13 protein-coding genes are annotated in these 14,768 nt (G+C 39.3%); 12 read left to right on the top strand and 1 reads right to left on the bottom strand.

The genetic code is table 11. The annotated features are described in order from the left end of the window. Positions 1–447: 447 nt before the first annotated feature. Entirely contained in the window at positions 448–1,635 is a 1,188-nt protein-coding gene (locus EP1_RS04745) for an IS256-like element IS16 family transposase (protein WP_067624265.1), read from the bottom strand. Between the two features lie 123 nt (positions 1,636–1,758). Between EP1_RS04745 and EP1_RS04740 the strand changes: the two genes are divergently transcribed. The 12 genes from EP1_RS04740 to hslU all read left to right on the top strand — a co-directional run bounded on the left by EP1_RS04740 (position 1,759) and on the right by hslU (position 14,763). After that, positions 1,759–2,340 carry a hypothetical protein gene (locus EP1_RS04740; RefSeq protein WP_010826049.1) on the top strand — a complete coding sequence of 194 codons (582 nt, stop codon included), beginning with the start codon at positions 1,759–1,761 and terminating at the stop codon, positions 2,338–2,340. A 212-nt stretch (positions 2,341–2,552) separates the two neighbouring features. Then, positions 2,553–2,975 carry an RNA polymerase sigma factor gene (locus tag EP1_RS04735; protein ID WP_010826048.1) on the top strand — a complete coding sequence of 141 codons (423 nt, stop codon included), beginning with the start codon at positions 2,553–2,555 and terminating at the stop codon, positions 2,973–2,975. Beyond that, positions 2,968–3,213 (top strand): helix-turn-helix domain-containing protein, encoded by a 246-nt coding sequence (locus EP1_RS04730; protein ID WP_010826047.1) that lies wholly within the window; start codon positions 2,968–2,970, stop codon positions 3,211–3,213. The genes EP1_RS04735 and EP1_RS04730 overlap by 8 nt, the downstream gene beginning before the upstream one ends. Before the next feature lie 729 nt (positions 3,214–3,942). After that, positions 3,943–5,466: a site-specific integrase gene (locus tag EP1_RS04720; RefSeq protein WP_067624262.1), complete on the top strand. Its 1,524-nt coding sequence runs from the start codon at positions 3,943–3,945 to the stop codon at positions 5,464–5,466. A 95-nt stretch (positions 5,467–5,561) separates the two neighbouring features. Further along, complete coding sequence (gene ylqF, locus EP1_RS04715; RefSeq protein ID WP_067624259.1) at positions 5,562–6,410, top strand: ribosome biogenesis GTPase YlqF; 849 nt, start codon at positions 5,562–5,564, stop codon at positions 6,408–6,410. Then, a complete protein-coding gene (gene rnhB, locus EP1_RS04710; protein ID WP_067624256.1) occupies positions 6,410–7,174 on the top strand; it encodes a ribonuclease HII in 765 nt (254 codons plus the stop codon). The genes ylqF and rnhB overlap by 1 nt, the downstream gene beginning before the upstream one ends. Positions 7,175–7,233: 59 nt before the next feature. Next, positions 7,234–8,088, top strand: coding sequence for a DNA-processing protein DprA (dprA, locus tag EP1_RS04705; protein WP_067624253.1), 855 nt, complete (start codon positions 7,234–7,236; stop codon positions 8,086–8,088). Between the two features lie 100 nt (positions 8,089–8,188). Next, positions 8,189–10,267 carry a type I DNA topoisomerase gene (gene topA / locus EP1_RS04700; protein ID WP_067624251.1) on the top strand — a complete coding sequence of 693 codons (2,079 nt, stop codon included), beginning with the start codon at positions 8,189–8,191 and terminating at the stop codon, positions 10,265–10,267. Positions 10,268–10,290: 23 nt separating this feature from the next. Beyond that, entirely contained in the window at positions 10,291–11,589 is a 1,299-nt protein-coding gene (gene trmFO, locus EP1_RS04695) for an FADH(2)-oxidizing methylenetetrahydrofolate--tRNA-(uracil(54)-C(5))-methyltransferase TrmFO (protein WP_067624249.1), read from the top strand. 201 nt (positions 11,590–11,790) lie between these two features. Then, positions 11,791–12,690 (top strand): tyrosine recombinase XerC, encoded by a 900-nt coding sequence (gene xerC / locus EP1_RS04690; RefSeq protein ID WP_083507491.1) that lies wholly within the window; start codon positions 11,791–11,793, stop codon positions 12,688–12,690. 50 nt (positions 12,691–12,740) lie between these two features. After that, positions 12,741–13,286, top strand: coding sequence for an ATP-dependent protease subunit HslV (gene hslV / locus EP1_RS04685; protein ID WP_067624246.1), 546 nt, complete (start codon positions 12,741–12,743; stop codon positions 13,284–13,286). Between the two features lie 85 nt (positions 13,287–13,371). Beyond that, the gene (gene hslU, locus EP1_RS04680; protein ID WP_067624243.1) at positions 13,372–14,763 is read left to right on the top strand and encodes an ATP-dependent protease ATPase subunit HslU; all 1,392 of its coding nucleotides are present in this window, start codon (positions 13,372–13,374) and stop codon (positions 14,761–14,763) included. Positions 14,764–14,768: the final 5 nt, after the last annotated feature.

Genomic DNA, 14,768 nt, shown 5'->3' with positions numbered 1-14,768 from the left:
GACAGATGGAAATAACGCACATAACGGCTTCATTGACCAATTAGTCTATGATCGGCTGAAAGAAAAAGAGGCAGTGATGATGAATGCTATAGAAGGTAATTTGTTACTTCCAGAAGTAGGAGATGATTATTTGGAAGATGTGAAGAAAGTAATCAAAAAGATTAGAATATAGAATATTAATTACAAAATGATTGAACAGTGGACCAGATAAATTATTTGCTAATCACTGGTTTTTTGAACTTGTAGATTTTTAATGTTGATTGACTTATTTTTTTTAAGTCAAGTCCACAATCTTGTGTAAAAGTTCAACCTCATCAAAAGCACAATGTTTTGCGTTGTGAACCTAACTGCCATGCCTTTCTTTCTGAGGAGAGAGGTCAGGAGCAGTAGCGCAACGACTCTTGATGTCTCTCCTCAGAAAGAAGAGACTCGCACAGGTTCATGGTGCTAAATGTTATTCGAATTAAATTCTAAATATTTTCGTGGAGAAGCCAGCCACTCAGTGTCTTTTTCCATCAAAAGTGTTCCAATTATCCGAGTGATGGAATTGATATTTGGAAAAATCCGAATCACTCGTTCTCTCCGGCGAATCTCTTCGTTCAACCGTTCCAACACATTGGTTGTACGAATCCTTCGGCGGATATTTTCAGGAAAAGACAAAATTTGAATAGCATCTTCAAAGCCGTTTTCTAAAATGTCGCAAGCAGCACTTAATTTTGAATCACAACCATATTTTTCCAAGAAGTGCTCTTTTCTTTCACGTGTCAATTCAAGTTCAGAGGCTTTAAAGATACTCTTCAACTCGTCTTTTACATCAGAAGAAACTTTCTTTGGCAGCTTATCAAAAATATTTCTCAAAAAGTGGGCTTGGCATCTTTGCCAGCTCGCACCTAAAAAGTTCTTGCGAACAGCCTTAACTAACCCTTTGTGTGCATCAGAAATGACCAGTTTTACACCGAACAAACCTCGTTGAACGAACGATTGAAAAACGGTATCCCAATTATCTTCCGATTCGCCGTCTTGAACATCAAAACCAAGAATCGTACGTCGTCCATCAGAATCAATGCCGATACCAATATATACACCTTTTGAGACAATACGATGATTTTCCCTTACTTTCATATACAGGGCATCACACATGAAAAATGGATATTCCGAGCCTTCTAGGCTCCGGTTTCTCCACTCAAAAACAAATGGATCCAACTGTTTCATCAGATTTGAAACGAATGATTTAGAAACAGTCGCACCATCCGTTAGCAGTTCAACTGTTTTAGTTACTTTGCGAGTGGAGACACCAGAAATGACCATTTCAATCATGGCAGCGATCAAAGCTTTTTCGCTTCGCTGATATCTTTCAAAGATAGTAGGACTAAACTTACCGTCTCTGGTTCGTGGAACATGAAGTTCTAACATACCAATTCGAGTTGTAAACGAACGATCGTAGTAACCATTTCTTTGTGATTGCCGTTCTTCTGAACGTTCATAGGCATTTGCCTGAATATATTGATTTCGTTGTTCTTCCATCAGCTGATTAAACATGATAGTCATAAGTGTTTTTGCGGTATCATTCGCACCGCTTTCGTTTATAATTGCTTGAATTTCTTCGCTTTCAAAAGTAAAATGTACTTGAGTCATTGATATCAGTCCTATTCGAGTATGTTTTCTGCAAAAAACATTGTACTCCTAACTGAGATCAATGGCTTTTTTGATGCTTCACTTTTACACAATTATATGGACGTAATCACTGGAGGAGTGAATGTGAAAAAACTTTTGTTAGGCTTGTTGGCAGTGTGTTTCTTAGGTGGCTGCTCTACCCAGGAGGATCCCGAGGATGTGACCTATGACTGGACGCCACCTTTTGAAGATGTTAGTTGGGGGATGGGAGAAGATGAGGCTATGGAGGCCTTAGACTTGGATGCGGAAGAGGCGGCGCTGGATGTCACTCCCGAAAAATATCAGGTATTCTCTTTTACCAGTGCCATGGAGACGGAAGTGGGGATGGCTGCTCCGGACTTGGTCTTTGAGCCGGGCTTTGGCTTGATTGGCGTGACGTTGCGCTATATGCCGACAGAGGAGGAAGCTGCGGAGACTTTGACGAAGCTGGAAGCGGCCTATGGGAAAAGCGATGATGGCACGTGGTCGGGGACGAAGTTTGGCGACTTAGGTTTGTCCGAGGAGCAGGTTGCGGCCTTCAAGGAAGAAGACGAGGAAATCAGTGACAATGATTCGATTGTTACGATTCTATTGAATCAAGATAATCTAACGGATAATTACCAAGAATGCGTGTTTGAAGGAAAAGCAGCGGCAATACTCGAACACGTTCTACAAAACAATAACTAGATAATTTTTAAAAAATCTATTTATTGTTGCTAACTAAACTAATGTTCATTATGAATTTTTTTATGAAGCGTATAGACAAATTTGTCTGTGCGCTATTTTTTTGAAAAAAATTCCGATTCTTCGAAAAATCTACCTGTCCAAATTGTATTAGTAGTGGAAAGGGGAAAGCAATGAGTTAAAAAATCTTCGTTTGAACATGAGGAGGAAAGAATATGGAAGATTCATTGGATTTCCGCATTGTACAAATTTTTGATAGCTTTTGTAAAACAGTCATTCGAAATGAAGCACGGAATATCAAAAAGCAATACGCCAGACTTCGAGAACGGCAAGTCTCATTAACTGAATTACCAGAATCAGCTTTAACATCTTTTCAAGCCAAAAATACTTCTATAGAGAATAGTGAGGTTTTTCTAGCTCTAGGCATGGAACTATTAGTCGAAAATCTCGATGTTGCAGAAGCAATTCATCAACTCAGCGAACCCAAACGAAAAATTATCTTACTTTATTATTTTGCGGGATTCAACGATCGTGAAATAGGGGAAGTAATTGGAATGAGTGTTGGTGGTGTGTGGTACCAACGAAGGAAAGCCGAAGAAGAGTTAAGGAAGTATTTGGAGGAAAAAAGCTATGAATAATGACACTAACAAGGCGGTTTCTTCATTAGAAGTAGAGACAATTGTTTCGGCAGTTTCTGGGGAGCCGGTGGCAATCACGAAGGTTCTTCAACACTATCAGAAGTATATTATCAGACTTTCATTGCGAAATAACTATGAAGTTGGTTCTATATCGCCCGTTTATGTTGATGAGTTTTTGCGTAGAAACTTGGAAACCAAGCTGATTGAAAAGATCCTGACCTTTGATGTCAGTCGCTAGTAGTGCCTTCCTCTTTCCAATTTTCATTCTATGGAAGTTTTTTAGATTCATTTCTAGAAGATTATCATAGGCTGAAAAGCCATGTTCATTGAAATTTGAATATAAAATCTATCAGTACGTTAGTTTTTTAATCTTACATTTTATTACGCCAGGAGGAGCGAATGATCGGAGCGACAGAAATAGTGAAATGTAAAGATGAAAACTAGATAATGATACTTCCGTAACCAAATTGGCCCGCCATTACTGGGGGGAGGTGAAATTCCTATGTGCTTTAGCAGAGCAGCTGATAGATTGGAGTCCTTTCGAATTGATTCTGGTTGCCTAAAAAAGAAATAGGAAGGTAATTTAGTTGTGTATAGTATGTACCATTTAAATAGAAAGGAATTGAACTTTCTGATGAAACTTACTAAAGATGAAGATTTAGAGACAGAGTGGACTAACAAAAAAGGGTTAATGAAAAGATATGAACATCTGAATATCAATACGCTGAGTCATTGGTTGATGGAGATGAGAAGAAGCAAGGATTTTAGAAAATACGTCATTAACCCAACTCCAAAATTGGTTTGGATAAACATTAATGGATTTCACGAATTTTTGAAATATAAGCAAAGAACCAATTACCGGTAAGTCGCTGTTAAAAGAAAGTTGGTGTGATAAAATAGTAACTGGAGGAGAACTATTGCATGTTTTTGTAATCAATATCACACCAACCTATAGGAGTGATTTGATATGGCATCACATGTAAAATTGCCAAGTGGAAATTATCAATGCATTAGCCGATATACTAATCCTTTAACTGGAAAGAGAACAAAAATTACCCTGACTTATTCTGGTAGCACTCGGAAAGCTCAAAGAAATGCTGAACGTGAATTAGAAGACAAGATAGATCGAATTTTAGAGGAATATGAATATGTCCGACCAGATGGAATATTACGTTTCTCTCAACTTGTTGAAAAATGGTTTGAACATTGGCAAGTTGGTGTTAACGAAAGAACGTTAGAACGAGAAAAGTTAGTGATTCAAAGGGTAAAGGATTTAATTGATGGTGATATTTTAGTTGAAAGTATCACACCATTATTACTCGAAAAATTGTTAACTGATTATCAAAAAAAATACGATAGTTCCTATTCTACGATGATTCATATTAAGAGTACTCTAAATAAAATCTTTCGATATGCAGTAAAACATCGTATTTTAGTTTATTCTCCCATGTCTGTTGTCGAGTTGAATTTACCTCGAGAAAAGAAAATGGAACCTAAAATAAGAAGAAAACTAAAATATCTCGAACCACATGAGCTAAATGCTTTCCTAACAGAGGTTAAGAAATCGGTGAATCCAGTTTATTACCATCTCACTTTATTCTTAGTGAATACTGGACTTCGAATTGGAGAGGCAGGAGCTTTAACAGCAGATGATGTAGATTTTGAAAATCGTAGAATAACAGTAACGAAAAATCTAATTCAAACTGGTAAGGGGAAATTTGAGTATGGTCCACCTAAAACAGAAGAATCTGAACGGGTAGTCGGATTGTCCCAGGTAGCTTTGCAGAGCTTACTTGCTGCTATGAAAAAAAGCAAACAGCTAGATAAGAAATATCAAATAAAACCGTGGAAATCATATGTACAAACCGAATCAATATTCAGAACGTTAAACGGTGCGCCAGTTACTTCCAAATCATATCGAACGTTTATTCATAGAATTCAAGATGGTTTAAGAGAAAACTGCGAAAGTAAATATGGTTTTAAGTGGGTTAAAAATATTACTCCTCACTCTTTTAGGTTTATTAATATTACTTACTTAAAAGATAGTGATGGAGTTGATCCAAAATCAATCCAATCTCATGCGGGACATACAGATTTGAGAACTACAATGAACGTTTATGCTCAAACTTCGAATAAAGGTACAACACGAATTGTAAATGCTCTTGATCATTGGTTAGATAAAGATAATCCACTCGATTTTTATCCAGAGGTTTTCTGTAGTGAATATTCAAGTAAGCTCAATAAGATTTTGAGAGAAAATACAGATAAAAATGTAATCGAGTTTACTCTTGAAGATTTTAAAAAAGCTTTGGGGATTCCCCCAGAATACCAAACTAGACATTTAAAGAATAACATTATTCAGAAGATAAGTAGTGATTTGAGTGAAGAATGGCAAGCATTTGATATTGAAACAATTTATGGTAAAATGCGAAAGACACTAGGTTACAAGATAACGTATGGAGACAATCTAGTGTTGAAGGGCGATCTTTAAACTGTCCCATGTTTGTCCCATGCATAGTATTTTACCTAAATTTCTATAAATCAAGGCCTTTAAAACCTTGGTATGAAAGGAGTGGACTTCATAATATGACCATACAATGGTTTCCCGGACACATGGCGAAAGCTAGACGGGAAGTTTCTGAAAAATTAAAATTCGTCGATATTGTTTTTGAATTGATTGATGCTCGATTACCGCTGTCTTCACGTAATCCTATGTTGGATCAAATTGTTCAGCAAAAGCCGCGTTTGGTTTTATTAAATAAAGCTGATTTAGCTGATCCCGCCCAGACCAGTTTATGGATCAATTATTTTCGAGAGCAAGGACATCAAGTCTTAGCGTTGACTGCGAAGGAGGATAAAAGTGTCAAGCAAATTCTCCCAGCCAGTAAAAAAGTCTTGGCAGAAAAAATTGCTCGTGATAAAGAAAGAGGGTTGAAGCCGCGTGCGATCCGAGCGATGGTGTTAGGAATTCCCAATGTTGGGAAATCCACGCTACTTAACCATTTAGCAGGGAAAAAAGTCGCTAGTACCGGGAATCGTCCTGGGGTAACGAAAGGCCAACAATGGCTGCGATTTGGTTCTCAATTAGAGCTGTTGGATACACCAGGGATTTTATGGCCTAAATTTGAAGATCCGGCAGTCGGCAAAAAATTAGCTTTAACAGGAGCGATCAAAGATGATCTGTTACATCTAGATGATTTGGCGCTCTATGAATTGGAAGTCTTCTGCCGTTTTTATCCTGAACAGTTAAAAGCTCGTTATAAATTGACGGATGATGAGTTGTTTATGGAATTACCTGAATTATTAATGTTAATTTCAGAAAAACGCGGATTTAAAGATGATTATGAACGTGCCAGTGAAATGCTGATTCTTGAATTGCGTCAAGGCAAGCTCGGTCGTTATACTTTAGATCGTTTTGAGGAGCTGAGTGATTAATGGAAAAATTATCCATCAGTGCCATCAAAGCGATCTTGAATGAAATCTCTTCAGCAGATGACCCGCGTCTTGCAGAATTTCGAAGTGATGCACGAAAAGGTGTCCAACAGGCGTTGGCGCAATGGCAAAGACAACAGGACAAACAGAGAGCCTTGGTTGAAAAATATCATGCGATGTCGGTTTTTGAAGAGGAAAAGAAAGCGCAAGGATTTCAAGCGATTTGTGGGATTGACGAGGTCGGTCGGGGGCCTTTAGCGGGGCCAGTCGTAGCAGCTGCGGTTATTTTAAATGAAGAACATGAAATTCTAGGACTGAATGATTCTAAACAGCTTTCGGCGCAAAAGCGTGAAGAATTAGTTGCAGAAATTAAACGCAATGCTCGAGCCATCGGAATTGGTGAAGCAACGGCTGAAGAAATCGATCAATTGAATATTTATCAAGCGACCAAAGTTGCAATGCAACGAGCCATTGATCAGTTGGAAATCGCCCCGGATTGTTTGTTGATCGATGCGATGGTTTTAGAGAATGGCTTACCACAAGAAAAAATTATTAAAGGCGATGCTCGTTCGGTTTCGATTGCGGCTGCCAGTATTGTTGCAAAAGTATATCGAGATGAATGGATGGCAGATTATGGAACGCAATATCCGGCTTATGGTTTTGCAAAAAATGCTGGTTACGGTACCAAGGAGCATTTGGCAGCGCTAGAAAATTACGGAATCTTACCAATCCATCGTAAAACGTTTGCACCAATTAAAAATAAATAAAAATAAGATTCTCCTTTTTTCGGTATCTTTTTGATAAAGAACTGAAAAGAGGGGTTTTTTTGAAAAATAAATTTTTGTTACGGTTAAGTTTGACTCATGGAATCGGAGCATTTGGCAAAGATCGGATTTATCAATTTGCTAAACGGCATCAATGGTGGCAGTTCGACAGCTTGGAAATCAGATTATTGGCCCAGACCACCAAACCAAATGATTGGAACGAATGGACCGAAGAACGCCTCCAAGAAATTGAGGCGAGCCATCAATACCTCACAATCGAAGATCCACTGTATCCAGAAGCCTTACGACATGTACCCACGCCACCATTAGTCCTTTTTTACAAAGGAGACCTAGCTTTGCTAAAGGGTGAATTATTAGCCGTAGTGGGCGCACGAGATGCTACTCAATACGGCTATCTAGTCTTGCAAGAATTGATGCCAACACTAACCAAGCGTGGTTTTATCATTGTCAGTGGTTTAGCCAAAGGAATCGATAGCTTTGCTCACCAATTTGCCATCAGTAATCAAGGAAAGACGATTGGGGTGGTTGGAACGGGCTTGGATATTTGTTATCCTAAAGTAAGCGGCAATTTGCAGATCGAGATGAGCAGACATCAGTTAGTTTTGAGTGAATACCCTAATGGTACGCCCCCAGCAAAATTTCATTTTCCGATGCGTAATCGAATTATTGCAGGATTAAGTAGCGGTGTATTAGTCATTGAAGCGAAAAAACGCAGCGGTTCGTTGATCACAGCGCAACAGGCATTGGATTATGGCAAAGAGGTTTTTGTAGTTCCAGGATCGATTTTAGATGGGCGCTCAAGTGGCTGTCATCAGCTGATTCAAGATGGGGCGATTTGCGTTGAAAAAACAAAAGATATCTTTGATCCTTATGATTTGTTGAACAAAATTCATTAGACTAGACTTGACAAACAAAATTTGAATAGCGTATTATAGGCTACGATTTGTCAGTAGTTGCCGATATATAATAGTAGAAAAAAATAAGGAGGCAAAATTTTTGGCCTATAAATACCTAGTTATCGTGGAATCACCAGCAAAAGCCAAGACCATTGAAAAATATTTAGGAAGAAATTATAAAGTGGTAGCAAGTGTTGGTCATGTCCGTGATTTACCTAAAAGTAAAATGGGGATCGATGTTGAAAATAATTATGAACCCCATTACATCTCCATTCGCGGTAAAGGCGATGTCATCAAAAGTCTAAAACAAGCAGCAAAAAAAGCACAAAAAGTTTATCTTGCAAGTGACCCGGATAGAGAAGGGGAAGCAATTGCTTGGCATTTAGCTTATTTATTAGGCTTAGATTTGAAAGATAAGAATCGGGTGGTCTTTAATGAAATTACCAAAGACGCAGTCAAAGCAGCTTTTAAAGAACCACGTTCAATCGATCTATCTTTAGTTGATGCCCAACAAGCTCGGCGTGCATTAGATCGTTTGGTGGGTTATTCGATCTCGCCGATTTTGTGGAAAAAAATTAAAAAAGGTTTGAGTGCCGGTCGGGTTCAATCAATTGCCTTAAAAATGATCATCGATCGCGAACAGGCGATTCGTGATTTTGTGCCAGAAGAATACTGGAGCATTGATGGTAATTTCAAGAAGAAAACAAAAAAATTCAAAGCTAATTTCTGGGGTGTGGACGGTAAAAAGAAAAAATTACCAAACGCTGAAGCAGTCAAGGAAGTGACTTCAAGAATCGACGGCAAGGATTACGAAGTGACCAAAGTTGAGAAAAAGGAACGCAAACGGAATCCAGCGTTGCCTTTTACCACGAGTAATATGCAACAAGAATCAGCCCGCAAATTGAATTTTCGGACGAGAAAAACCATGATGGTGGCCCAACAGTTGTATGAAGGGATCGCCCTTGGTAAGCAGGGAACGGTCGGTCTGATTACTTACATGCGGACGGATTCGACGCGGATCTCAGATACGGCGAAGACGGAAGCTTCGGAATTTATTGAAAAAACCTATGGCAAGGAATATTCGCAACACCATGCCCGTAAGGTGAAAAATCCCCAAGGCTCACAAGATGCCCATGAAGCAATTCGGCCAACGAGTGTACAGCGGACACCGGAAGAGATGAAACAATATTTAGATAAAGATCAATTGAAATTATATACGTTGATCTGGTCACGTTTTGTTGCCAGTCAAATGACCGCAGCAGTGCTAGATACAATGAAAGTGACACTAGAACAAAATGGTGTGATTTTTATTGCTAATGGTTCGAAGATCAAGTTTAAAGGGTTTATGCAAGTCTATATTGAAGGCCGTGATGACGGTAAAGAAGATAAAGAAAATATTTTACCAGAACTTGAAAAGGGCGATGTAGTACAAGCTGTGGATATCGAACCAAAACAGCATTTCACCCAACCACCTGCGCGCTACAGTGAAGCAACCTTAATCAAAACCTTGGAAGAAAACGGAGTAGGCCGACCATCAACTTATGCGCCGACGCTGGATACGATCCAACGCCGTTATTATGTCAAGTTAACTCAAAAACGCTTTGAACCAACAGAATTAGGTGAGATCGTTAATACGTTAATTGTCGATTTCTTCCCGCAGATTGTTGACGTTAATTTTACAGCTGAGATGGAAAATGATTTAGATAAGGTTGAAGAAGGCAAAGAAGAATGGACCAAAGTTGTGGATCGCTTCTATAAACCATTTGCCGTTGAACTGGAAAAAGCAGAAGAAGGCATCGAAAAGATCCAAATTAAAGATGAACCTGCGGGCTTTGATTGTGATGTCTGTGGACATCCGATGGTAATCAAATTAGGTCGTTACGGGAAGTTTTATGCCTGCAGTAACTTTCCAGATTGCCGTAATACGAAACCGATCATCAAAGAAATCGGTGTTGAATGTCCGGTCTGTCATAAAGGTCAAGTTGTTGAGCGTAAATCTAAGAAAAATCGTTTATTCTACGGTTGTTCTCGTTACCCAGATTGCGACTTTACTTCTTGGGACAAACCAGTCGGTCGAAGCTGTCCGAAATGTGAAGGCTATTTAGTTGAGAAAAAAGTCAAAGGTGGTAAACAAGTCGTTTGTATCAATGGCGATTATGAAGAAGCCGTTCAAAAATAAATTTTCCATAAGTGAGGAACCCAATGGTAAAAACAGTCAATGTTATCGGGGCCGGACTGGCCGGAAGTGAAGCTGCTTGGCAGTTAGCGGAGGCAGGTGTCCCTGTGAATCTATATGAAATGCGGCCGGTGAAATCAACTCCGGCACATCACACCGCAAATTTTGCGGAATTGGTCTGCAGTAATTCGTTACGGGGAAACGGACTGACAAATGCAGTCGGTGTTTTGAAAGAAGAAATGCGTCGCCTGAATTCGGTCGTTATTGCCTCAGCGGATGAAACGGCTGTGCCGGCTGGTGGAGCTTTAGCAGTGGATCGCGATAATTTTGCTGCTTTGATCACGAAAAAAGTGAAAGAACATCCGATGGTGACCGTGATCACAGAAGAAGTCACTAAAATTCCTGAAGGGATCACAATCGTTGCGACAGGTCCTTTGACTTCAGAGGCATTGGCAGAAGAAATCGCTGCTCATAATGGCTCTCATGGTTTTTATTTTTACGATGCAGCTGCCCCAATCATCGATGGGGCAACGATCGATCGCGAGAAAGTTTATTTGAAGTCACGCTATGATAAAGGTGAAGCAGCCTATTTAAATTGTCCTATGACGGAAGAAGAATTCATGCGCTTTTATGAAGCCTTGATTGAAGCTGAAGTCACGCCACAAAAAGAATTTGAAAAGGAAAAATTCTTTGAAGGCTGTATGCCAATTGAAGTTATGGCAAAACGTGGGATTAAAACAATGTTGTTCGGACCAATGAAACCAGTTGGGTTAGAAGATCCTAAAACGGGTAAACGTCCGTATGCCGTGATTCAGTTGCGTCAAGATAATGCAGCCGCTTCTATGTATAACATCGTTGGTTTCCAAACTCATTTAAAATGGGGCGAACAAAAGCGCGTCTTTCAAATGATCCCAGGATTAGAACAGGCGGAGTTTTTACGCTACGGTGTGATGCATCGCAACAGTTTCATGAATTCACCGGAACTTTTAGAACCAACCTATCAAAGCAAAAAACGTGCTGATTTATTCTTTGCTGGACAAATGACCGGGGTCGAGGGTTATGTTGAAAGTGCCGGTAGCGGATTAGTGGCGGGCTTAAACGCTGCACGATTAGCTAAAGAAGAAGAGTTGATTGAATTTCCACGTGAGACAGCGATTGGTTCAATGGCTTATTACATTACTCATGCAGAAGGCAAACATTTCCAACCGATGAATGCTAATTTTGGTTTATTCCCAAGTCTACCGGAACGTATTCGTGATAAAAAACTACGCTATGAAACCTTGGCCGAGCGAGCGTTGAATGCGCTAGCTGAAATGAAACTTTAGAAAAAAATCCGTTGCTTTTAAGCAGCGGATTTTTTAATTGGACAAAATAAAGTCTATTCTTGTTTGTTTTGTCAGTAATTATGAAATATCTGTAAATAATTGTTAGTATATTCGTGAAAAATCAATAAATTCTGACAATTCAATTGTAATTAAAAAGCTCTTATGCTACATTTGTGATATGTTTGCGAGGTGAGAAAAAGTTTGGAAAATGCAGCGGAAATCCAAGAGTTTATGAGCTATTTGATCACTGAACGCGGGTATTCTGAGAAAACGAAAGAGGCTTATCAACGTGATTTAAATGACTTTTGTCAATTCTTAAAAGACTCAGGTGAAGCGACCTTATTGGCAGTAGATCATTTAGATGTTCGAGTGTATTTAGCTTTTCTAAATGATAAAAGATATAGTCGCAATACGATTAGTCGCAAGATTGCTAGTTTGCGCTCTTTTTATCAGTATCTTTTGAAGCATGGAAAGATCAAAGAAAATCCTTTTTCTTATGTTCACCTCAAGAAAAAGCAAGCAAAATTGCCACGCTTTTTTTATGAAAAAGAAATTGAGGTGCTCTTTGACAGTGTCAATGGTACAAAGCCTTTAGACCAGCGCAATCGCGCATTATTGGAAGTGCTGTACGGATCAGGATTGCGAGTTAGTGAATGTGCAAATCTTAAATTATCAGTAATTGATTTCGACAATAGTGTGATGCTGATTCACGGAAAAGGTAATAAGGATCGTTATGTGCCTTTGGGTTCGTATGCGGCTGACGCGATTCAAGAATATGTCCATGAGGGACGTAAACAGTTGATGCTTCATTTTGGCAAAGAACACGAGTATCTTTTTATCAATCATCGTGGAGATCAGATCACGCCTACAGGTATCGAATACGTCTTAAATCAGATCATCAAGAAAAGCAGTCTGAAAAGTGACATTCGCCCCCATATGCTGCGCCACACCTTTGCGACCCATTTGTTGAATAATGGTGCGGACTTACGAACTGTGCAAGAACTGCTAGGACATGCCAATCTGTCGACTACCCAAATCTATACTCATGTGACAAAAGAAAGTTTACAAAAAAGTTATCGCTCGTTTCATCCAAGAGCTTAAAAATCTAAAACTAAACCTAAACCTATTAATCAGTGTAAGGAGAGATTAAAATGTCTGAATCACAATTTCATTCAACAACAATCTGTGCAATCGAAAAAGATGGTCAGTTAGCCATGGCTGGTGACGGTCAAGTTACGATGGGAGAACAAGTCATCATGAAGGGAACCGCACGAAAAGTTCGTCGTATCTATAACGGTCAAGTCGTTGTCGGTTTTGCTGGGAGTGTGGCGGATGCCTTTACCTTGGAAGAAAAATTTGAAGGTAAACTGAACGAATACAATGGAAATCTCCAGCGCGCGGCTGTTGAGTTGGCTCAGGAATGGCGGACACAACAAGCGATGAAAAATTTGGAAGCGTTATTGATTGTTATGAATGACCAAGAAATGTTATTAGTTTCCGGAAATGGTGAAGTCATTGCCCCAGATGATGGTATTTTGGCGATCGGCTCGGGTGGTAACTATGCTTTGGCCGCTTCACGAGCAATGAAAAAGCACAATCCAGAGATGAGCGCAAAAGAAATCGCCGAAAGTGCTTTGAATATCGCGGCGGATATTTGTGTCTTCACGAATCATAACATTATCGTAGAAGAAATATAATCGAGGCCCTTTTTTAATGGAGCTACGGCCCTTAAAATTCGTAGTGTAAAACATTTTTGAAGTTTAATACAAAGGAGAATTTATTATGACTGAAGTGAATAAAACACCTAAGGAAATCGTCAGTGAATTAGACGAATATATCATTGGTCAAACTGAAGCAAAACGGTCAGTTGCCATTGCTTTACGCAATCGCTACCGTCGGATGCAATTAGAAGAATCCATGCAGCAGGATGTGACGCCTAAAAATATTCTAATGATTGGACCAACAGGAGTTGGTAAAACAGAGATTGCTCGTCGTCTAGCCCGAATTGTTAAGGCGCCTTTTGTAAAAGTCGAAGCGACTAAGTTTACCGAAGTCGGCTATGTTGGTCGTGATGTAGAATCAATGGTCCGTGATTTGGTTGAAAATGCGATTACAATCGTAGAAAAAGAACAATATTCTAAGGTCTATTCACAAGCCTTAAAACGCGCCAACAAACGTTTAGTGAAGATTTTAGTTCCAGGAATCAAAAAAGAACAAAAGCAAAGCGGAAATCCTTATGAACAAATGATGAATATCTTCAACCAAGCGCAAACTGAACAAAAAGAAGAAGTGACTGAAGATATTAAAGTCAATCGTCAGACCGTCCTTGATCAATTGGAAAAAGGACTTTTGGATCAACGTGAAGTGACGATTGAAATTACCGAACCTAAAAAAGCAATGCCAATGAACAATGGTTTGGAACAAATGGGGATCGATTTGTCAGATACCCTAGGTGCTTTAACGCCTGAGAAAAAAGTACAACGGACGGTAACGGTCAAAGAGGCGCAAGAGCTATTAGTCAAAGAAGAACAAGCAAAGTTGGTCAATGAAGGCGATATTTCAACGGCAGCAATTAAATTAGCAGAAAGTTCTGGAATCATTTTTATTGATGAAATCGATAAGATTACCTCTAAATCACAGCAAAATTCAGGGGAAGTTTCGCGTGAAGGGGTACAACGAGACATTCTACCAATTGTCGAAGGTTCTCAAGTCAACACCAAATACGGTGCGATCCAAACAGATCACATTCTGTTCATCGCTAGTGGTGCTTTCAGCCTTTCAAAACCTAGTGACTTAATTCCAGAATTACAAGGGCGTTTCCCAATCCGAGTTGAATTGAGTGATCTTTCAGCAGAAGACTTTACTCGGATCTTGACAGAACCGAATAATGCATTGATTAAACAATACGTTGCGTTAGTTGGAACTGAAAATGTCAAGATTATCTTTACACAAGAAGCAATCGAGCGGATTGCCCAAATCGCTTTTGATGTAAATCGGGAAACGGACAATATCGGTGCTCGCCGTCTACACACGATCTTGGAGAAATTATTAGAAGATCTTTTGTTTGAAGCGCCTGACATGCAAATGGGTGAAATCAAGATTACGGAAGCCTATGTTGATGAAAAATTAGCTTCGATTGCTCAAAACAAAGATTTAAGCCGTTATATTCTTTAAAAAAA

The sequence above is a fragment of the Enterococcus pseudoavium NBRC 100491 genome, from assembly GCF_001544295.1.
Taxonomy (GTDB): domain Bacteria; phylum Bacillota; class Bacilli; order Lactobacillales; family Enterococcaceae; genus Enterococcus_A; species Enterococcus_A pseudoavium.
The sequence above is the reverse complement of the archived record's forward strand: the minus strand, read 5'-3'. Positions and strand labels throughout refer to the sequence as shown.

Bases quoted from the DNA above. Each gene is read 5' to 3' on its own strand.
- EP1_RS04745 (WP_067624265.1), bottom strand. From the start codon at position 1,635: ATGACTCAAGTACATTTTACTTTTGAAAGCGAAGAAATTCAAGCAATT.
- EP1_RS04735 (WP_010826048.1), top strand. From the start codon at position 2,553: ATGGAAGATTCATTGGATTTCCGCATTGTACAAATTTTTGATAGCTTT.
- EP1_RS04730 (WP_010826047.1), top strand. From the start codon at position 2,968: ATGAATAATGACACTAACAAGGCGGTTTCTTCATTAGAAGTAGAGACA.
- EP1_RS04720 (WP_067624262.1), top strand. From the start codon at position 3,943: ATGGCATCACATGTAAAATTGCCAAGTGGAAATTATCAATGCATTAGC.
- ylqF (WP_067624259.1), top strand. From the start codon at position 5,562: ATGACCATACAATGGTTTCCCGGACACATGGCGAAAGCTAGACGGGAA.
- rnhB (WP_067624256.1), top strand. From the start codon at position 6,410: ATGGAAAAATTATCCATCAGTGCCATCAAAGCGATCTTGAATGAAATC.
- trmFO (WP_067624249.1), top strand. From the start codon at position 10,291: ATGGTAAAAACAGTCAATGTTATCGGGGCCGGACTGGCCGGAAGTGAA.
- hslV (WP_067624246.1), top strand. From the start codon at position 12,741: ATGTCTGAATCACAATTTCATTCAACAACAATCTGTGCAATCGAAAAA.
- hslU (WP_067624243.1), top strand. From the start codon at position 13,372: ATGACTGAAGTGAATAAAACACCTAAGGAAATCGTCAGTGAATTAGAC.